This window comes from Actinokineospora enzanensis DSM 44649, assembly GCF_000374445.1.
Taxonomy (GTDB): Bacteria; Actinomycetota; Actinomycetes; order Mycobacteriales; family Pseudonocardiaceae; genus Actinokineospora; species Actinokineospora enzanensis.
This window is the reverse complement of sequence record NZ_KB894437.1, coordinates 62,544-82,590: the sequence shown is the minus strand read 5'-3', so window position 1 is coordinate 82,590 and position 20,047 is coordinate 62,544. Positions and strand designations below refer to the sequence as shown.

The window sequence follows — 20,047 nt, the reverse complement described above, 5'->3', positions numbered from 1 at the left end:
ACCCAACACGCACACCCCACCAGGGTCGCCACCTACATCCGCAACCACTGGCACATCGAAAACCGACTCCACTGGGTCCGCGACGTCACCTACACCGAAGACGCATCCCACGTCCGCACCGGCAACGCACCCCGCGTCATGGCCAGCCTCCGCAACCTCGCCATCAACACCCTGCGCCACCACGGATGGAACAACATCGCCCAAGGCCTACGCCACATGAGCCGCAACCCACACCGACCACTCACACTGCTCGGAATCCCCACCCACTAACAAAACGACTTTGCCGACCCCCTGCCACCAGGGGGCGGGCCCACTAACGGCACGCTAGGCGATCTTGCAGGTTGTCAATATCCCCTGATCGGGACCTGTGGATGAATCCAGCGATTGTGGACAACTCTCCCAGGGACCCCCCGAACTCCATTCTACCGAGCGAGACGGACCGACAGAAGTCGGAACGATCTTGCCTGTGGACAACCGAGGAGAAGTCGGCGACGACGTCGACGAGACAGCGGCCGGACACCCAGTCCCCGCGCATGAACGACGTCTCCTGCTTCACTGATGGCCGCACAGTAAGTAGGCCCCGCCCTACCAGGGGGCGGGCCCACAAGAAGGCAAGCTAAGCGATCATGACAGCTGTCAATATCCCCCAGTCGTGCCCTGGGGATGAATCCCGCACCCTGTGGACAACCCCCACCACAGTCACCCCCCGAGATACTCCCGATCCAGCCACCCACACACGAACTCCGCCACCTCCACAGCCGACATCCCACTCGTCTCGACAACCAGATCCGGCCGAGCCGCCTGTTTGGCCAACGTGTTCTGGTGCAACGAAAGCCCCATCGGATCCTCATGCCGCCGCTGCCGATCAGCCAACGGCCCGTCGGCAACCGCGAGTTCCACGATCGCCACCCGAGCCACCCCCGCCGACCGCAAGCCCAGCAGCCGCTCCTCAAGGTCCCGGTTGACAGCAGGCTCGAACGCCTGCCCGTCGACAATCACCCCGACCCCGGCCTCAAGCATCGCCACCACCGCAGCGTTCATCGCACCGAGCATCGCGATGGCATCGACACCGTTGTTCATCCGACGCGATCCAGGCATCGACGGAACGTCCTGATAGGTGAACCCCCGCTCAGCGGCATACCGAGCCCCACCACCCCACTGCCCCGGAATCATCCGGTACAGCTCATCCACCCCGAACCGCAGCAGCGGCTCACGCGCGTGGTCCTGGATGGCGGTGGTCAACGTCGACTTCCCGGCAGCCGACGGTCCGGTGATCGCGACGCACAGCGGCGGCTTGTCCGGCACAAACTCCTATCCCGAAAAGACGAGCGGAAACGGCACCAGGCCGCGAGCGGAGTGCTCGCGGCCTGGTGACTCGATCCCCCGGGGCTGCGGCGCGCAGGGCGGCCGCCGACCTGGACCCCAGTTCGGCTAGATGAGGCGTTCCCCGGTCTCCGGGTGGAACAGGTGGATCTCGGTGGCGTCGCGCAGCACGACGCGGGCGGTCTGGCCGAGGGCGGGCGGGGTGCGGCCGTCGACGCGCAGCACGAGGCGGTCGGACTCGGGTTCGCCGACGACCGAGCCGTGCACGAGCGCGTCGGCGCCAAGCTCCTCGACCAGCTCGACGTCGAGATCGAAGCCGTTGGGGGTGCCCGGGGCGGCGAGGGCCAGCGACTCGGGGCGGATACCGACGGTGACCTCGGTGAGGTTATGGCGGCCGATCGCGGACACGGTCTCGCGGGTCAGCGGCACGGCCAGCTCGCCGATGCGCAGGCTGGTGTTCGCCACGACGGCAAGCCGCAGGTTCATCGACGGCGAGCCCATGAACCCGGCGACGAACGCGTTCGCGGGACGGTCGTACAGCGCGCGAGGGGTGTCGCACTGCTGGAGCAGACCGTCCTTGAGGACCGCGACCCGGTGGCCCATGGTCATGGCCTCCACCTGGTCGTGGGTGACGTAGATGGTGGTGGTGCCCAGCCGCTGCTGCAGGCCCGCGATGTTGGCCCGGGTCTCCACCCGCAGCTTCGCATCGAGGTTCGACAGCGGCTCGTCCATCAGGAAGACGGCGGGGTCGCGCACGATGGCCCGCCCCATGGCGACGCGCTGCCGCTGGCCGCCGGAGAGCGCCTTGGGCTTGCGCTCCAGCAGCTCCTGCAGGTCGAGCATCTTCGCGGCCTCGGCGACCTTCTCCGAGATGACCTGCTTGGACAGGCCCTGCAGCTTGAGCGCGAAGCCCATGTTCTGCGCCACGGTCATGTGCGGGTACAGCGCGTAGGACTGGAACACCATGGCGATGTCCCGCCCCTTCGGCGGCACGGCGGTGACGTCACGGTCCCCGATCCGGATGGCACCCTCGTCGACATCCTCCAGCCCGGCCACCATCCGCAGCGCCGTGGACTTGCCCGACCCGGACGGCCCCACGAGCACCAGGAACTCGCCGTCCTCGATCGACAGGTTGAGTCCGTCCACCGCCCGCACCGGCGGTGACCCCGGGTAGACCCTCGACGCTGCCTCGTACCGGACCTCGGCCACAACACCCTCCTAGCCGTCGCGCCCGAATGGATTCAGACGCCCTGAGAGGCCTGAATGCCTCAGCAATCGAGCAGACACTAAGGCCTGACCACCGCAAAGGTCCAGACCACTTACCGATGGAACCCAGACCGTGACCCAAGCCCACCACAAACCCCCACCCCGCGCACCCCGCCCCACCCGGGTGCGCTAAGCTCTCCCCTGTTGACCTGAGCCCCCGTAGCTCAGGGGATAGAGCACCGCCCTCCGGAGGCGGGAGCGCAGGTTCGAATCCTGCCGGGGGCACTCACTCTGGGCGACCTGTGTTCGCGGAAAGCGCGAACTGGGTCGTTCGTTGTTTTTTCTGAGGTGCAACCCCAGACCCGCCCGGCGGGCTGCGCCCCCGGACCCCCATTCGGTGGCCGTGTGGATGCTGTACGAGCCAGCCCGGGGGCACCAGAACCATGGACAAGATCAGCAAGTCACGCTCGGACGCTTGAAAGCATCCACCAGATGCGAGTGGCGGGCGTCTTCGTCCTCCCGCTAGCGCCCGACTGGCATCAGCGTCGCTATCACCTATGGTCCGTCAATGAAGCGGGCCAACTAAACGGCCAGGCGGTTTCTCGCACTATGTCCGACAAGGTGGACAAAGCAGTGCTGTCGTTATCCATGTTGGCGGATGTTCCTTCGATCGCCCAAGCGGCCGAAAACCCGAGCACTCCCGAGTCGACGGCGCTTGCCGCGGCCGGGGAGAGTGGACGGCCGGTGTCGGTGATGGAGGAGACCACCGAGACAGCCGAGGCGGCCGCGGTCGATGTGCGGTTGTCCGGTGGCTGAACTAAGGCGATCCGTAACAGGAGCGTCAACAAGGGAGAGTTTGTGAGTTTTGATCTAAGCTTCTGGTATGAGAATACACCGTCGTCTCCAGAGCAAGCCATGGCAATATATTACAGACTCACCGACGACGAGACCGGCGTTGTTCATGCCTCCCCGTCTGTCGAAGCCTTTTTTACCGAGGTCATCGCCATATTCGGGGACCTTGCAGAGGAGAATCCGGATGATCCTCCGTGGACGTCCTCACTGTATCGAACGCCTGAATGTGTCATCGCGAATATTTCGTACACAAGATGCAAGGAAGTCGCGCCCGAATTGCTGCGTTTGGCTCACAAGCACGGGCTCACGATGTTCGACCCGCAAACCAGTGAAGTGCACCATCCAAGCGAGCGCTGACACGAATGAGTGCCAACCCGAAAGAAAATCGGCGAATATTCCGAGTCACCTTCGACCTGCCAGAGGAAAGCCCGGCCTGGCCGCCGGTTCGCTACGAACGTCTCTGGGCAGAAAAGACTGACACCAAGCTGCACCTGTCGTTGCGCAATACGCCGCTCTACTGCAAGGGTGTGGCATTCGGCGACATCATCGCCGTACGTCTCGACGACGGACGTCGGGAAATCGTCTTCGACAAGTTCGTCGCTGAATCGGGACATTCTGCGGTGCAGATCATTGTCAAGCCGCCGAGTTCCCGTAGCGTCCTGGATCGGATGCTCTTGAGCTTCGATGCGACCTGGGAAACGATGAGCAGTGCGGCCTATTACGCGGTCGATATCCGGCCCGATACCGACTACGCGGCGCTCAGGTCAGAGTTGACGGCAGCCGAAGCTCGCAGGGATATCGAATTTCAAGAATCAGCGATATCAAGGTGTCATCAGGCTCAACTTCTATCGTTTCCTCCGACCTCGGCCGACGGCGGCCGTAACGTATCATGAAGTCGAGACTGTCAATCGGAAAGATTGGGCAAGCTGCGTTGTCCGAGCATGCAGTGATTGTTCACCTCCCTCTTCAAGGTGGTCATTTCGGCGGCGAAGATGAACAGGAAACCGTACGCGCTTTGGAACGCCGCATCGAGGCGGCGTTGGAAACGCGTGGCGTGGGCGAGCTCGACGGCGACGAGTTCGGCGGCGATGAAGTTGTGCTCTACGCGTATGGACCCGACGCCGATGTCCTATTCGGCGTGATCGAGCCCTTGGTTCGCGAGTCCTCGCTGCTCCCGGCTTCCGCAATACTCCGTTACGGAGACGTGGACGACTCGTCGGCTCGTGCGAGACGAGTTGAGATCAAGAACGAATCCGCCACATGAGGTGGGCCACGAGCCATGCCAGACGCGACCTCGTGGCCGTAAGGTCGAAGATGCTATCACCAAACCGGAAACTTTCGACTCGGCTCGATGGCTCTGCCGTTAGGTCGCACGCGTACTCGTTGACTAAGCGACGGGGGACTGGTAGGTGGCGTGCCAGTACGGAAGGCAGCCGCGTCGAAGGTGATCGCGTTGCGCGCAGAGGTGGACGACGCGGTCGAGGAATTGCGGATGCAGGCCGCAGACCGGTTCCTGGACTTCACCCACCGCACGGATCTCATGTTGGATCTCGCTTCCCTCCGCGAGGACACAGTCGCGGACAGCGTCGCCTTCCACCTCGCCGTGCTGGCGGACCTCTCGGACACGACCGCGCACCGTGCCGAGGCGGCCCGAAACCTGGCCCGCCTCGCTCCCGAACACTGGGATGACGCCCTGGCCACGCTTCAGCGCTTCGCGACGAGCGCCACCGTCAGTCCGTCCGAGCGCATCGACGCGATCTACGAGCTGTGCCAACTAGGCTGCGAGGAACGCCCGACGGCGCGATCTGCGATCCTGGCCGCAGCCAACGATACCGCGTCAGATTCCGGCGCGCTGAGGCCAAGTGGACTCCCTTTGCCGCTCCGAAGCCCGGACCCTCCTGCGCGACCTACGCGCCCGCCCCTGGAACCCGGCTGCCGGATGAATAACCCGGCTGCCGCTCAGGTCCCTGGACCGCGATTCCCGTCCACGAGGTGTACGAGCCCCACATGGCCAGGACGCGGTCCGCGGTGCAGCTGCCCCGGGCGAGAAGGTTTTCCAAGCCGAGCAGGATGTCGGCGGAGAAGCAATGGCCCAGTTCCGGGACGAGCTCGGCGTGTAGTGTCGCCTGGGGGATCGCGCAGGCCTGGTGATGCAGGTCCATGATCGACGGGGCCAGGTTGTTGGTCACGAAGTCGGTCACCTCGGCGGTTGTCAGACCGCCCGCCGCGCAGGTGGCGGCAGCGGTGACGCCGATCATGCGCAGTTGTTCCCGGACGCGGGCGCCCTTCCGTTCCGGTGGCTCGGGTAGGCCAAGGGCGAGCCGGTTGGTCTGGGTGCAACCGAGCAGCCGGTAACCGCCGTCCATGGGGGCGTGGCTCACCAGGCAGCTCGCGGCAGCGTCGCTGAGGATGGCGCGGCCGTTGGTCCACAGGCGTTCTCGGTCGGTGGTCGCGGTGTCCGCAGCCACCAGCAGGACGCTGCCGCTGGGGAACCGGCGCAGCAGCGAGACCGCCACGGCGAACGCGTTTCCGCCGCTCGCGCAGGCGTTCAAGCCGACGCCGAACAGTGGTAGGTCGGCCAGTCTCGGGTCCGCCACGAGGATTTCCTGGAATCCGCTGGAGGTCTCCAGATCCAGTCGCCCGCTTGCGATGACCACTGCTCGGAGCCGGTCGGCGGACACATCGCGTAGCGTGTTCGCGATCGAGGTGGCTGCCAGTGACCACACCGGTTCCCCGGCTTTGCGGAACGTACGCAGGCCCGCGGCGGTCAGCTGGTCCCGTTCCGCGCCGGTCAGTCCCGGTGCCTCCGCCACCGGGACGGCCTCGCCCAAGGCGTGTCCGAAGGAGTCCAGGTAGACCGGTGGGTCCGAATGAGAGTGCAGGGTGATCGTGGACATCCGGTAGGGCTACCTCTCCGCCGGGGTTCGTGCGGGGCCGAGGTGGACCACGCCCGCGGCGCCGTCGACGGTGATGAGTTGACCGTCCTCAAGTACCCGGGTGCCATCACCGGTGTTGAGAACGGCCGGGATGCCGTGCTCCCTAGCGATGATCGCCGGGTGCGAGAGCAGCCCACCTTTGTCGGTCACCAATGCGCCGACGAGAGGGAAGAGCACCGACCAGACCGGTGAGGTGACCGAGCAGACGAGTACGTCGCCGGGCCGAAGCCTGCCGAACTCGGTCTCGTCCAGGATGATCCGCGCGGGACCAGTGTAGGTACCCCGGGATGCGGCCACCCCGGTGATCGTGTCCCCCGAGCCCGTGCCGCCGGTCGGGTCGCCGAACTGCCTGCTGTTGGCCCACAGGAACGCGTTGGTCACCAGTCGGGTGGGTGGTGGGGCGGCGGCCAGCGGGAACGGTGGCTCCTCGCCGTAGACGGGCGGGCCGGGGTGGGCCAGTGCCCAGGCGCGTTCTCCCTTGTGTCGCAGGATATCCGCCTGCCGTGACGACTGCTCGGTCAACGCCGTGCATGCCCGCGCGGGCTCCAGGAAGAAGACGTCGTCGGGCTCGTCGATCAGTCCGCGTTCGGCCAGTCGTCGGCCCAGCTCGCGCGCGGCGCGCCGGGCCACACCCAACGGTGCGTGGATGGTGAGAAGGACGTTGTCCTCGCGCAGCGGATAGGCACGGACGGCGCGTTCGAAGTCGTGCTCGAAACGGGCCCGGTCGTCCGGGTCGCTCAGCTGGGCGCGCGCCCGCGCCAGCGTCTCCTCGCGCAGGGCGGTGAGCTCGTCGCCGGTGGAGGCGGGCTCATAGACCATCTCCAACTGCTTGGCGACCAACGTGTCCAGCAGCCGCGGCAGCTCCTCCAGGTTCGGTTTCGCGACCTCGTGGCTCAGGCTCCGGCAGCCGTAGCCGCGCAGGAACTCCTCGAACGCCGCCGCGTATGCGGTGGCGTCGGGCGCGGCGCCGAGAGCGGCCAGTTCGCGGACGGGCTCGGTCGACATCGGGGACAGCCCGGACATCAGCTCGAAGACCTCGCTGTCCGACCAGCCGAGCAGCCGTTCGCAACTACCGGCGAACTCGGCCAGCGACACCGCGATCGCCCCGTGCAGGTTTAGGTGCCTGCTGATGCCCTCCGCGATGAGAGCCACCGTGGCATCCACATGAGACACCAGGTCCCGGTCCGCGAATCCAGACAGGTCGACATCGCGCAGGTCGGCGATCCGCTGCCGCAGGTCGGACCGCCACTCGTCGCGCCAGCGGTCGAGCAGCCTGCCCGCGAGATCGGTGTCGACGGCCAGGGCGCTGTTCCGAGCCAGGCGGCGCAGTCCCGGCAGTACACGGAAGGCGATCCGTAGCGCCCACGTCGGCAGGGTCAGTGTCCGCCTGCCCGCGGGCGGGAGCATCCGCAGGTACTCCCAGCCGCCGAACTCTCGGATGTCGACGCCCGCGAGGAGCGTGCCGAAATCGCCGCACACCTGGCGCAGCACCGGCACCCGGCAGGCCCACAGCGCGCGGCTGTACGGGCTCCACGGATACGGGCCCAGGTGACTGTCCTCGCGGAACCATGCGCCGGGCGGCGGGTCCGCGGGCAGCGGCACGGGCACCGCCGCGGGTGCGGCCAGACCTGTGATCGGGCGGGCCTGCAGGAGCACCACCTCGTCCTCGGTGAGCGCCCACTCGATGTCCTGCGGCGCACCTGCCCACCGCTCGACGCGCCGGGCCAGCACGGCGACCCTGGCCGCCTGCTCGGCGGTGAGCACCTGCTTGTCCGCGGTGCGGCTCGGTGGCCCGGCCGGGCGAGCCCGCCACTCCTCCGGCGAGGTCGCGCCGCTGACCAGGGCGTCGCCCAGCCCGCGCACCGCCTCGATCACCACCACGTCGCGCTCGCCGGTCACCGGGTCGGCAGTGAACGCGACACCCGCGGCGACCGCCGGGACCATCGGCTGCACCAGCACCGCCATCGGGGCGGTCACGCCGTCCGGGCCTGCGCGGTGCGCCGAGGCCCAGCACAGCCGCACGGCATCGAGGCCCGCGTCGTCCGCGACGTTCAGGACCGTGGTGTACTCGCCCGCCCTGGACCGGTCGCCCAAGTCCTCGTCGACGCTGGAACTGCGTACCGCCAGCGGTGTCCTGCCGAGGGTCGCGACAGCCGCGCGAACCGCGTCCGCGACATCGGGCGCGGGCACCGGCCGGTCGGCCTGGTCGGGTCCCGGCAGGCTCGATCGCCCGGCGTGCGCGTGGGAGGCCCGGAATGCCTCGGTGGTGACGACGATCCCGTCCGGCACCGGGAAACCCGCGCGGATCAGGGCGGCGAGCCGGGCCGCCTTCTGCCCGACCTGCCGCTGCTCGGTGGCCGCCCGCAGGGTGTGGACGTATTCGGTCATCGTGCCTCCCGGGCAGGCTGGCGGTGGCGGGTGGGCGTCGTCGCCGATCCGCGGACAGCGGAGTCGTGCATGATCCCCTCGGTGTGGTGTGGTGTGGTCGGTCGCCGGGAAAAGGGCCCGCGCACATGACGACCGAATCGCCCGACTCTCGCGGTGAATTTCTCCCCGATACCGGTGGACGTCCGCCGTCACACCGGCCAGAAGGCAGCCTCAGGGACCCGACCGGAATCGGTCGGGTCGAATCATCCACACTGGCGACCGAGTGTCCATCCCAGATCCCCCCAGATCCTCGAATACTCACGGTGGAGAGTGATCCTACTGGGATCACGCCTTCTGTCAACGGGCGTAGGCAAATCCGACACACAGGACAGTCGCCCGACCGGCCGGGCGGAACCTCGTCCGACTGGACGAGAACCCTTGCCTCACGTAGAACATGTGCCAACATGTGTAGACGAACGGCAGCGAGATCCACACCAGGACGGGCACCCGACGACAAGACCGTCGACTGCCGTCGCGCTGCCGCGGCAAAGGAGAATGGTGTTCACGACATCGGATCCGAGTCCCAGATTCACCCATTAGGCGTATTCAATTGCGGACGTCAGGACCGATACTGGCATTGCCTACCGGCTACCGAGCGAGTCGCATTATCACTGGACGCCACGAACGCCCGCAGGTAATTGGCGCACGCGCCCGACGGATGTCGCGGATACGACCGACGGCCACGCGCCGCCGCGATAGCGCACGAATCGGTCGAACTGGGGGACCGAATGCTCACTGTCGAAGTAATTGACAACTCACCGATATACATCGTCGGCCTCGCGACCGTGCTGGCCACGCACGGGTTCTGCGTGCGCAACGGCAGGCACGTGCCTTGCCGTGGCGCCTCGCCAGACGTGTTCCTGGTCAATCCGCGGGTCACCCGGGGCGGTGCGCCCACGTTCGTGGCCAACGCCGTCAGGCTGGCGCCGGTCCTGGTGCTCGGGAGCGAAGGGGAGCACGACGTCCAGCACTGCATCGACGCGGGCGCCGCGGGCACCCTGCACCGGGAGGCCAGTGTGGACGCGGTGGTCGCGGCGATCACGACGGCGCTGCACGTGGAGACCGGACCGGTCACCACCGACGAGGGCCGCGTGACAGCGTTGTCCACGCGCGAGTGGGAGGTCCTCGCGCACATCGCGGAAGGCCTCACCCACGCCCAGATCGCGACCAGGCTGTCGATCAGCCCGCACACGGTCGACACCTACGTGAAGCGGATCCGGTCCAAGATGCACATCGGCAACAAGGCCGAGCTCACCCGGGTGGCGCTGCTGGCCGCCCACCGAGTCGGCTGAACCTCGCCCACCGTCGAGGCACCCGGTCATCCCGACCCCACGGCGGGCTCGCCGCCACCGACGCGCGCGGCCCGCCACCGGGGATTCTTGGCCCGGACCGCGTCGTCGCGGACGACCGTCCCACCCGCCATCACGAAACACACGCGGGCGGCGTCGTCGATCCGGGCCAGTGGGTCACCCAGCACGACCACGACGTCCGCGGCGTGCCCCGGTGCCAGCACACCAACGCGGCCCGCGAGGCCACAGGTCTCCGCGGCCACCCGGGTTCCCGCCGCGATGGCCTGGGCGGGACTCATGCCCAGACGGGCGAACTCGATCACCGCGTGCGGCAACGCGTCGTGCGGCTTGCCGGGCAGGGCGCCGGAGTCCACACCCGCGACCAGCCGCACACCCCGCTCGTACAGCTGGGTCACGACCTGCTCGAAGACGTCGAGGAACGTACGGAAGCCAGGTGGCACCGGCCAGTCCGGCACCAGGCCGAGCGTGGGGCACACGGCGATGCCACGCTCGGCGATGCGGTCGATCAGCTCCAGGTCGGGGGCGAGACCGCCGTCGACGCTGAAGAAGCAGTGCTCGATACCGTCCACACCGCACCGGACCGCCTGGTCGATCGCCGCGGGCGGGTAGGCGTGCGCGGTGACCGGCAGGCCGAGCCCGTGCGCCTCGTCGACCAGGGCGGTGAGCTCCGCGTCGGTGAACTGCGGCCGGTCGGTGTTCGAGCCGGGTGTCAGCCTGCCGCCGGAGGCCATCACCTTGATCACGTCCACCCCGGCGGCGTGCAGCTCGCGGACCTTCGCGCGCGCCTCGGCCGCCCCCGTCACCGCACCGCCGAGCGAGTGGGCGTGCCCGCCGGGCACGGTGATCGGCGCGCCCGCCACCAGTACGCGAGGCGCGGGCACGGACCCGGTGGCCAATGCGTCGCGGACCGAGGGCCCGAGCAGGCGCGGCGCCCCCAGGTCGCGCAGGGTGGTGACGCCGCCGTGCAGGGCGACCCGGGCCGCGGCCGCCATCCGCTCGGCGACCTGCTCGTCGGTCATGACGGCCAACCGGTCCTGGCCGTCCGGGGTGCCGTCCAGGGCCAGGTGCGCGTGCACGTCGACGAACCCGGGCAGCAGCGTGGCGTCCCCGAACTCGATCACCTCGGCGGCCGCGGGCGGCGGCTCGCCGACGGCGACCACGCGATCCCCACGCACCAGCACGACGGCCTGGCCCGGGCCCGGGTCGCTGCCGGTGAACAACCGGTCGGCGACCAGGGCGATCAGGCGGGCGGCACTCACAGGTCCACCTCCCGAAGGTCGAACAGCAGGTGCCGCGGGTACTCGGCGATCAGCTCGGCCAGCTCGGCCTCGTCGACGGGCAGGCCCGCGAAGCGCACCACGGCGTCACGTTCGGCCGGGGTCCGCGCGTCGGTGCAGCGGGCGCACAGCTCGGGCAGGTCGGTCCCGGTGGCGTGCGCGGTGCGCAGCGCCCGAGCCGCCTGCCCGTTCCAGATCTCGGCCAGTGACTGCTGGTGCAGCGAGCCGAGCACGAGCTGCCCGGTGAAGTCGGCACAGCACGGCACCACCGTCCCGTCGGCCCGGATGACGACGTTGAGCCACGGGTCGAGGCAAGGCGTGTGTCCGCGCGCCTGCGCCAACGCCGGATCACCCCGGCGCGCGGTCGGCAACCCCAGCATGCCGCCCCTGGTGGAGTACCGCTTGAGCTGGACGGTGTCGACCCCCTCCGCCGCCCAGCGGCACAAGAACTCCCACACCTCGTCCAGGCCCTGGTCGCCGAGCACCAGCTGGGCCTGCGTGGTCGGCGCGGGCCGGTCGCCGCGCAGGTCCAGGAACGCCCGCACATTCCGCTCGACCTCGTCGAAGTCGCCGCCGACCCGAATCCGGCGGAACGTGTCGGCACGGGCGGCGTCGAGCGAGAACACGATCAGCGACAGCCCACTGTCCAGCAGCATCGCCGCGCGCCCGTGGTCGAGGCGGGAGGCGTTGGTGGACAGCATCGTGCCCACCCCACGCTCCCGGAGTACGGCCAGGATGCCGGACAACCCGGGGTGCAGCAGGGACTCCCCCGAGAAGTGCACCCACACCGGCGCGGCCCGGAAGGGCCCCGGCTCGCGGTCCACCCAGCGCACCAGGTCGTCGGCGTCGAGCAGGTGCGCCTTGCCCTCCGGCCGCACACAGGAGGTGCAGGCGAAGTTGCAGCCGTCGGTGGGCTCCACGCACAGCACCCTGGGCAGGTGGCCCACCTCGGCGGTGCCGCTCTCGTAGGCCGCGACCGCCTGCTCCCAGGTGCCCGGCAGACTGGTGGTTCCGGCGATCGTCATGGCCTCACCCGAACATCTTCGTGTGGAAGACGTCGTTGAGCATCCGCGGGAAGTCGTCGCTGGAACGGCTCCAGTCGACCACGTCCCAGAGCATGCGTTCGAGCAGCTTGCGCTGGAAGTCGCACTCGCGCATGTCCTGGAAGCGGTCGAACCGGGTCTTGGCGTCCCAGTAGCAGCCACCGCCGCAGATGCCGATCGCCGAGCACTGCCTGCAGTCGGACATGAAGAACGGCAGGTTCGCGTAGATGTCCTGCGGCGTGACCGAGCTCGTCTTGGGGTGGCTGTCCAACTTGGTGCACAGGGTGCGCTTGCCGTCGGGGTAGAACGTCACCTCCGGACCGATGACAGTGCAGCCGATGGCTTTGAACCGCTTGCGTGCGATGTAGGCCAGCCGCTTCATGATCTGTGCGACGTAGACGCCGTTGCGCTTGGCGTCGTCGTAGATCTCCAGCATGGCCGCGGTGTAGGTGTCCATGTCGAACCCGTCGGCGACATCGCTGTTCACCGTCATGTGCGGGATCGAGTAGTTGATGTGCCTGGCCCCGAGCTCGCGCACGAAGTGGTGGTGGATGTCGACCATGTCAGGCAGGTTGTGCGGGGTCATCGTGCAGTTGATCCCGACGTCGGCGCCCAGCCGCAGCATCGCCTGGAACCGGTCGATCACCTGGTCGTAGAGCGTCTGGCCCGCGTGGTTGACGCGCTGCCGGTGGTGCCGCTCGAAACCGTCGACCGACATCCGGATGCTGACGTTGCGGTCCCGCAGGTACCTGATGTCGTCGTCACTGAGCAGGATTCCGTTGGTGTAGAGCTCCTTGCCTGCCTCCACCGGCATGCCGTCCAGGAAGACCTTGCAGGCGTCCCAGTTCAACGTCGGCTCGCCGCCGATCAGCATGACCGTGCCGCCGGGCATGTTCTGGTGGTACCACTCCAGCAGGGACTGGGCGGTTGCCACGGACATGTGCTGGTGCAGCTGGTCAAGATCGTTCTCGAACACGATGCAGTAGGTGCACTGGAAGTTGCAGGCCTGGGTGATCTCGACGCGCATCAGGTGCGGGTCGGCCAGCATCTCCAGCGGCGTGAACCGGAAGTCGATCGCGGCGAGCTCGTCGACCTCGGCGGTGGTCGGTTCGGGTGCGCCCCGGTCGCGGGTCACCCAGTTGTGGGTGAAGGCGTTGTAGTAGACGACCTCGTCGCCGCGCTCGAACCGGTGCAGTAGCGGGGCGGCGGGCAGGTAGTCGTCGTCCGGGGTGGTGGCGGGCACTGCCTGCTTGCTGGGCGCGCTCAACGAGAGGAAGACTTTCTGCCCCATCCGGGCCTCCTGGTGTCGTGGTGGGCGAGTGGCGGTCAGATCGGGGTCGACCAGTGCCCGCGCAGGGCTTCGGCGAACCGGGCGCCCGCCGCGGCCAGCGAGTCGTCGTCGAGCGCGACCGTCCAGAACGGGACCTGCCCGGGCCGGTCGGTCACCAGGCCGAGCGCCACACTGTCGGCGACCGCGACCAGTCCGAGCGCCTCGAAGAAGAAGTAGCTCTCCAGGTCGACCACCGAGGCGGCCATCCGGCGCGCGGCCGCGCGGACCGAGCCGGGGTCGTCGAGCAGCCCGTTGCCGGTGCACGCGCGCACCACGGACAGGTCCGCGGCCAGCCGGTCCGGGCCGATCCAGGAGCAGACGCCGCCGGGCGCGCGACCCGCCGACGTGATGTGCACCAGGCGGCCGACGTCGAGGCCGTCGGCCACGGCGCCGACCAGCCCGAGGAAGGCCGCCCGGCTGCGGCTGGTGAGCAGGGCGCGTACCGGGTCCACGACCCGAGTGCCCTCGAAGTGCAGCACCACGCTGTAGTCGATCCCGTCCCGGCAGACGGTGGCCATCCGCCACCAGCCGTGATGCTCGGACCGGACCTCGGCGTCCGCGAGCATGGCCCGGTAGAACGCCGGGATGGGGGTGAACACGACCCGGTCGGCCACATCGGACTCGGCGCAGTCGAAGAACACCTCCAGGATGCGCTGCCGCTGCTCCCACCAGGTCGGCCGGATCTCAAGGCCGGTCATGGCGCCACCCCCGGCGAGGTCCGCCTGCGGCCGCCCCGGTAGAAACCGCCATCGCTGGCGATGCCCGCGCGAATACCCGCGCCCGGACGTCTGCGCAACAGGTCCAGGTCGAGCAGCAGCTCCGCGCCGTCGCGCGGGGTCATGTCCGCCGCACGCAGTGCCGGAGCCGCCTCGGTGAGGAAGGCGGTGAGCGGGGTGTTGCCCTCTCCCACCGCCCGGTAGGCGGTGATCACCGGCTCGACCGACAGTGGCAGCAGGAAGGTCTCCCCGGTCAGCATCCGGCGCACGACGAGATCGTCCGACGACCGCACCGCCACCACCGGCTCGCCGCGCACCACCCAGCCGCGCCAGGCCCGGGTGTCGGCGCCGAGCACGCCCGCCTCCTCGGCGCGGCGCACCCGTCGGTCGCGGAAGCCCGCGTTGACCTCGCGGTAGTAGGCCTCGACCCGGTCCCGGTCCGCGACCGGCATCGACCAAGTGCTGCGGAACGCGACCTGGGTGGGCGAGGACGGGCGGCCCGTCGGGGCGGAGACGTCGACCAGGTCCAGCCCGAACCGGTCCGGTTCGCGGTGCATCTGCGAGTTTCGGCCGAGGGCGAACCGGAGCACCTCAAAGTGCACGTCCTCGATGTCCCGGGTGGCCTCGGCCAGGAACCGCGCGGCGGCCATGGCCCGCTGGTAGTCCAGGCCCGGGTAGTCCACGATGATGTTGATCAGCAGCTGGATCCCGCTGCCCGCGAACGCGGCCAGGAAGGCGGCGATCTCGGCCCGGGTGTAGCCCTTGTTCATCAGGGTCAGCGTCGGGTCGTCGGCCGACTCCAGCCCGATGTCCAGCCGCGCGCAGCCGGAGGACTCCAGCAGCCGCACGTCCTCGGCGGTCATCTCGCCGAACACCCGCTGGAACCCGCGCCACCGCACGCCGAGGCCCGCGGCGGCCAGGGTGCCCGCCAGCTTGCGCTCGTAGCGCAGCGACATGACCTCGTAGACGAAGTGCAGCTTCCCGGTGCTGCTCTGCGCCGCGGCCAGCGCGGCGGACTCGGTGACGTCCGCCGCCCGACGAAAGTTGATCTTCTCATAGAGCTCGATGTAGTCGCAGAACGCGCAGGTGTAGAAGCAGCCGCGGCCGACCATCACCGGCAGCTCGACCGCGCCGTCGAGGTACTCCGGGTCGAACGGCCGCGGCCGCGTACCGCCGAGGTTCTGCGGAGCGCCGGATGGCGGGCGTACCTGGAGCTCGCCAGCCGCGTGGAACGACAGCGACGGGACCGCCGCCAGCTCCCGCGGGGTGAACTCGGCCAGCCCAGCCAACACGTGGAAGGCCTCCTCGCCCTCCCGCCGCACCACCCCGTCGATCGCCGACCGGGCCAACAGGGTGGTGACCTGGGCGTCGTCGAGGAGGCTGGGCAGCGGCCCACCCAGCACGGTGAACACGTCCTCGCCCGCGAGCTCGCGGACCACCTCCGCGAGGAGCAACGCGGGCGCGAGCTGGGTGGCGAATGGGACACTGATCCCCAACAACCGGGGCACCCCGCGGTCCCGGTAGTGGCGCGCGAAGAACTCCCGCATCCCGGCCATGCGGTCCAGCCGGGCGAGATCGCCCTCCACGTCGGGGTCCTCGGCCGCGGCCAGCCCGGCCCGCTCGAACAACCACGCCTGTGCGGCCGGGTCCCTCGCCACCGCGGCCAGCAGCGCCGCGTCGCCCGGGTCCGCCGCCACCGCGCGCGGGAAAGCGGACACCAGCAGCCGCTCGGCCACCGCCTCGGTCCCGCTGTCCGACGAGGTGCCCCCGGACCACGGCTCGGCTGCCGCGGCGAGCAGCTCCGCGCGCACGTAGGCCTGGTTCAGGTTGACCTGCCGGACCGGCGGCGCCCCGCGCTGCTCGGCGTAGGCGGCGAGCAGCGGCACCGCGGCGTAGGGCCTGCCGACCAGGACCGGGCTCAGCGGCGGCAGCACCAGCTCGCTGGGGGCCGCGCGCATCAGGCCCGCCCGTCCGCCGGGTGGTGCACGATGCGCTTGGTACGCGACTCCGGCGACTCCTTGGCGACCAACGGCAGTTCGATCGACGAGGCGCGCCGCGCGGGCTCCTGGTGCGGGTAGTTGCCGATGTTCCGCTCCCGGATCGCCAACGCCAGGTACCGGTTGCGCTCGGCGTAGAGCACGCGGAGGTCGTGCAGCTCGTGCAGGATGTCGGCGATCTCGGCGCGCGGCACCGACGGCACGGCGGCGGCGATCTCGTCCAGCGTCCGGGAGCTGTGCCCGCACGCCAGGTAGATGTCCCGGTACTCGTCGGGCAGCTGCATCACCACATCGTTGCCCTGGCCCCCGGCCCGGATCGTCAGGTTGAGGAAGTCGCCACCATCCACATAGACCAGTCCGGGTCTGCCGAGGTTGGCGTGGTAGCGGCGCTTCCAGCCGTCGACCTCGGCCAGGAACGGGCCCCAGTCCACTCCCGGGTCGCGCGCGGGCACCGGCTTGATGGTCAGCGCGAGCAGCTGGGCCAGGTCCGTGGCGTACTCGTCCGGGTAGACCTCGCTCACCTCGTCCGGGACGTACCAGCCGGAGATGTTGTAGGCGGCCATGTCATTCCAGGCCGGGCTGTCGATGGTGAAGCTGTAGTCGTGCACCGACGGGTACATGAAGTACCGGGCATAGTCCACCGCGGCCACGCAGCGGTCCACATCGGCCTGCTCCTCGGCCGGGAAGTTGATGATGATGTTGTAGTAGGTCTCGACATCGAACTCGGCCGTCCACTTGAGCAGCTCCAGGCTGCGCATGAGCCGGTGGTTGCGCTGGTAGAGCCGCAGGATGCGCTCGCTGAACGACTCGATGCCCGCCTGGATCGTGCGCACGCCCCCGTCCCGCAGCGAGCGCACGCCGTCGCGGGTGATGTTGGGCGAGACCTCCACCAGGATGCGGTAGTCGTGCTCGTCCCGTGCCAGCTCGTCGAACAGCGGGATCTTGTCCTCGACGTTGGTGTCGCAGAAGGTCACGTACGGGCTGCGGTACCGCTTGCGCAGCTCGGCCAGCTCCTGCGCGACGCGCAGGTGGCTCTTGCGTCGGTACACGTTGCGCCACTGCAGGTTCAGGTTGCAGTAGGTGCACTTGCCCCAGACGCACGCCCGCGAGGCCTCCAGGGTGAGCTTCGGGATCACGTCGAGGGTGTCCGGACGCAACTGATGGCGGAAGTAGTCGGTGTAGTCGGGCGGCGGCAGCTCGTCCAGGTCGTGCATCGCCGGGCGCGGCAGGTTGCGCACGATGGCCTGGTCACCGGTCTCCCCGGGGCGACGCCAGGTGATGCCGCGGACGTCGGCGAGGCCGCGTCCGGGTTCCCGGCCGGTGAGCACGGACAGCAATTCCGTGGCGGTCTCCTCGCCCTCGCCCTCCACCACGACGTCGAAGCACTCGAATAGGCGCAGCACGGTCCGGGGCATGTCCATCGTCATCAGCGCACCGCCGATGACGATCGGGATCTCGGGGAACGCGGCCTTGATCCGGCGGGACAGCAGCACCGTGGGGATGAGCTGCTGGTGGCTGGTGGTGAACCCGATGACCTTGTACTGCTGCCAGGGGACGGCGTCGAACACGTCGTCCAGGAAGGTGGCAAGCGCGCGGACCAGCGCGTCGAAGTCCAGCGGCGCCTGCCCGGCCGCCACCACCCGGGTGGCCCCCTTGGCCAGCTGCTCGCGTTCGGCCATCGAGAGATTCGCGTTGAGCTGCGGGTGCTTGAGCACGCCCTGGCTCTGCCCGACCGACAGGTCGAAGTCCACGGCGGACACCACGGCCTTGGCGATCCGCTCGTGCCGTTCCGGGAACATCAGCGCGGCGAACGCGGACTCGCCCATGTACGCCTCGAACAGTCTCATGTAGACCGACGGGGACATGTAGCTGATCAGGTCCTTGTAGAAGTGCCTGGTGTCGACGGAGAACCCGCGCCCGTCCAGCCACGCCTGCAGCGCGCCCAGCTGGATCGCGGTGGTGTCGTAGCGCTGCCAGGGCAGGGCGGTGATGATGAAGTCGCGCTTCGACTCGCTCGGGGCACTCATGGGTGGGCAGCCTCCACACGCCGGGCTTGCAGGCACATGTTGCAGAACCGGTCGAGCCGGTGGTCGGTCTCCAGGTAGTCGCGGCGGGCCGCGACGACGCCGGGGTGGTTCACGGGGTCCTCGACCCCGGCCGCGGGCCAGGCGTCGGGCATGAAGAAGCAGAACCGGAACCGCTCCTGCTCGTCCAGCACCACCTCACGGAACGGCAGCGCGCAGCGGCGCCGCTCCGGGCGGGCGCGGCCGGTGCGGAACGCGGCGAAGTAGTCGGCGAAGTCGCGCAACAGGTCCAGTGAGCTGCTGGTCAGCTCCGGATGCCTGGCACAGGCAGCCTCCACCGCGGGGATGACCCGCTCGCGGAACTCCTCGACCTCCGCATCGGTCAGCGCCACCTGCTCCACGCGGTCGTCGGGCAGCGCCGCCACGTGCCCGAACGCGCCGCCACGCTCGGTCGGCGCGACCATGCCCGCCACATCGGGCACCAGGAACGACACGTGGTCGACGCCCAGCCCGGCGGCCAGCTCGACGAACTCGGGCAGGCGTCGGAAGTTGAGCCGCTGGGTGAGCACGCACAGGGTCAGGTGCGTGTCGGGTGACTCCTTGCGGAACCGGGCGGGCAACCCGGTCAGGTGGTCGAAGGCGGAGGCGCCGCGGATGCTGGCATAGCCGTCGGCGGTGTCCGAGTCCAGGGAGATGATCAGCCGCGCCAGTTTCCCGGCCAGGCGCGGGAGTTTGCGGCCGAGGTAGGTGCCGTTGGTGACCAGCGTGATGTCCACGTCCGCGGCCGCGAGGTCGTCGACGATGTCGTCGAAGTCGGGGTGCATGCAGGGTTCGCCGCCCGTCAGCATGACGCGACGGACGCCGTGGTCGAGCATCCGCGGCAGGTAGCGGGCGATGGTCTCGCGCCGGACATACCGGAACGGCCGCTGGTCGGGGTACGAGCAGGAGATGCAGTGCAGGTTGCACCGGTTGGTCAGGATGATGTTCCACTGGTCCACTTCCGGGACCTGCGGTGCCATCCATCCGGGCAGGCCCAGCGGCACCGCTCGGTCGGTTCCGCTCGGCTGGACCGCGGCGCGCGTCGCCATTGGTCACCCCTTCGCGTGGTGGGAGTTCGCCTGGGCGCGCGGGATCGCCCGGACCGCCGTGGGCTGGTACCGGGTGCGCACACACGTCCGGGAGGGGAACGAGAAGTTGACGGGCCGGGGGCCGAGGAACGACAGCGGCTACGCCGACCGAGACTGCCACCCAGCGCAGCCGCCTGCCGCACGGCGCTGCTTCCTCGGTGCGCGAGGTGCGCGCCACGGGGGCGGCGCCGCGCACGTCACCCAGGTTGGTCAGGTCCCCCGGGTGACAGGTGGGAGTGGGATCAGATCAGCAGGTCGGACCGGGAGTACTGCAGAACCCGGACCTTGGACCGGCGCGGGGTGGCGGCGGCGCCGTCCCCGGTCTGCTCGGGGGCGGACGCGGGCCCCTCCGGCTTGGCGTCGGACTCGATGTCCGCCGCCTCCGAGATATCGTGCTGGGACATGGGATCTCCCGTGGTCGGCGCGACCATCCACATCGGACGGCCACGGCGTGTGCATGACGAGATCAGCATCACTCA

General features: G+C 69.1%; 19 protein-coding genes and 1 tRNA gene. 7 read left to right on the top strand and 13 right to left on the bottom strand.

Annotated features, from left to right (window positions below):
- Nucleotides 1–270: ISAs1 family transposase (locus C503_RS0130740; protein ID WP_026316698.1), on the top strand; the 270-nt coding region annotated here is incomplete at its 5' end.
- A 429-nt stretch (nt 271–699) separates the two neighbouring features.
- On the opposite strand, the gene C503_RS0130730 is transcribed toward C503_RS0130740, so the two are convergent.
- The gene (locus C503_RS0130730; protein WP_018686072.1) at nt 700–1,305 is read right to left on the bottom strand and encodes a phosphotransferase-like protein; all 606 of its coding nucleotides are present in this window, start codon (nt 1,303–1,305) and stop codon (nt 700–702) included.
- A 126-nt stretch (nt 1,306–1,431) separates the two neighbouring features.
- Nucleotides 1,432–2,532, bottom strand: a complete 1,101-nt coding sequence (locus C503_RS0130725) for an ABC transporter ATP-binding protein (protein WP_018686071.1) — start codon at nt 2,530–2,532, stop codon at nt 1,432–1,434.
- 210 nt (nt 2,533–2,742) lie between these two features.
- On the opposite strand from C503_RS0130725, the gene C503_RS0130720 reads away from it, so the two are divergent.
- The 5 genes from C503_RS0130720 (at nt 2,743) to C503_RS0130710 (ending at nt 4,645) form a co-directional block, all read left to right on the top strand.
- Nucleotides 2,743–2,814 (top strand) — tRNA-Arg (locus C503_RS0130720).
- Between the two features lie 324 nt (nt 2,815–3,138).
- Complete coding sequence (locus C503_RS0130715) at nt 3,139–3,345, top strand: hypothetical protein (protein ID WP_018686070.1); 207 nt, start codon at nt 3,139–3,141, stop codon at nt 3,343–3,345.
- A gap of 42 nt (nt 3,346–3,387) precedes the next feature.
- Entirely contained in the window at nt 3,388–3,738 is a 351-nt protein-coding gene (locus tag C503_RS46370) for a hypothetical protein (protein WP_156893633.1), read from the top strand.
- A gap of 5 nt (nt 3,739–3,743) precedes the next feature.
- Complete coding sequence (locus C503_RS45110) at nt 3,744–4,274, top strand: DUF4265 domain-containing protein (RefSeq protein WP_084477401.1); 531 nt, start codon at nt 3,744–3,746, stop codon at nt 4,272–4,274.
- Nucleotides 4,271–4,645, top strand: coding sequence for a hypothetical protein (locus C503_RS0130710; RefSeq protein WP_026316868.1), 375 nt, complete (start codon nt 4,271–4,273; stop codon nt 4,643–4,645). Before C503_RS45110 ends, C503_RS0130710 begins: the two co-directional genes overlap by 4 nt.
- Before the next feature lie 123 nt (nt 4,646–4,768).
- Here C503_RS0130710 and C503_RS0130705 read toward each other — a convergent pair whose 3' ends face one another.
- The 3 genes from C503_RS0130705 to C503_RS0130695 all read right to left on the bottom strand — a co-directional run bounded on the left by C503_RS0130705 (nt 4,769) and on the right by C503_RS0130695 (nt 8,705).
- Entirely contained in the window at nt 4,769–5,155 is a 387-nt protein-coding gene (locus C503_RS0130705) for a hypothetical protein (RefSeq protein ID WP_156893632.1), read from the bottom strand.
- A 133-nt stretch (nt 5,156–5,288) separates the two neighbouring features.
- Complete coding sequence (locus C503_RS0130700; protein ID WP_018686067.1) at nt 5,289–6,278, bottom strand: beta-ketoacyl-[acyl-carrier-protein] synthase family protein; 990 nt, start codon at nt 6,276–6,278, stop codon at nt 5,289–5,291.
- A 9-nt stretch (nt 6,279–6,287) separates the two neighbouring features.
- Nucleotides 6,288–8,705, bottom strand: coding sequence for a PEP/pyruvate-binding domain-containing protein (locus C503_RS0130695; RefSeq protein WP_018686066.1), 2,418 nt, complete (start codon nt 8,703–8,705; stop codon nt 6,288–6,290).
- Nucleotides 8,706–9,472: 767 nt separating this feature from the next.
- Between C503_RS0130695 and C503_RS0130690 the strand changes: the two genes are divergently transcribed.
- Entirely contained in the window at nt 9,473–10,036 is a 564-nt protein-coding gene (locus tag C503_RS0130690; protein WP_018686065.1) for a response regulator transcription factor, read from the top strand.
- Nucleotides 10,037–10,062: 26 nt separating this feature from the next.
- Here C503_RS0130690 and C503_RS41455 read toward each other — a convergent pair whose 3' ends face one another.
- The 8 genes from C503_RS41455 to C503_RS46365 form a co-directional block, all read right to left on the bottom strand.
- The gene (locus tag C503_RS41455) at nt 10,063–11,313 is read right to left on the bottom strand and encodes an amidohydrolase family protein (RefSeq protein ID WP_018686064.1); all 1,251 of its coding nucleotides are present in this window, start codon (nt 11,311–11,313) and stop codon (nt 10,063–10,065) included.
- Nucleotides 11,310–12,356, bottom strand: coding sequence for a radical SAM/SPASM domain-containing protein (locus C503_RS0130680; RefSeq protein ID WP_018686063.1), 1,047 nt, complete (start codon nt 12,354–12,356; stop codon nt 11,310–11,312). The genes C503_RS41455 and C503_RS0130680 overlap by 4 nt, the downstream gene beginning before the upstream one ends.
- A gap of 4 nt (nt 12,357–12,360) precedes the next feature.
- Nucleotides 12,361–13,665, bottom strand: coding sequence for a radical SAM protein (locus C503_RS0130675; protein ID WP_026316866.1), 1,305 nt, complete (start codon nt 13,663–13,665; stop codon nt 12,361–12,363).
- A gap of 35 nt (nt 13,666–13,700) precedes the next feature.
- The gene (locus tag C503_RS0130670; RefSeq protein ID WP_018686062.1) at nt 13,701–14,402 is read right to left on the bottom strand and encodes a hypothetical protein; all 702 of its coding nucleotides are present in this window, start codon (nt 14,400–14,402) and stop codon (nt 13,701–13,703) included.
- Complete coding sequence (locus C503_RS0130665) at nt 14,399–16,378, bottom strand: B12-binding domain-containing radical SAM protein (protein ID WP_018686061.1); 1,980 nt, start codon at nt 16,376–16,378, stop codon at nt 14,399–14,401. Before C503_RS0130665 ends, C503_RS0130670 begins: the two co-directional genes overlap by 4 nt.
- Entirely contained in the window at nt 16,378–18,444 is a 2,067-nt protein-coding gene (locus C503_RS0130660; protein ID WP_018686060.1) for a RiPP maturation radical SAM C-methyltransferase, read from the bottom strand. The genes C503_RS0130665 and C503_RS0130660 overlap by 1 nt, the downstream gene beginning before the upstream one ends.
- Nucleotides 18,441–19,529, bottom strand: a complete 1,089-nt coding sequence (locus C503_RS0130655) for a radical SAM protein (RefSeq protein ID WP_018686059.1) — start codon at nt 19,527–19,529, stop codon at nt 18,441–18,443. Before C503_RS0130655 ends, C503_RS0130660 begins: the two co-directional genes overlap by 4 nt.
- Before the next feature lie 281 nt (nt 19,530–19,810).
- Nucleotides 19,811–19,972, bottom strand: coding sequence for a hypothetical protein (locus C503_RS46365; RefSeq protein WP_018686058.1), 162 nt, complete (start codon nt 19,970–19,972; stop codon nt 19,811–19,813).
- Between the last annotated feature and the right edge of the window lie 75 nt (nt 19,973–20,047).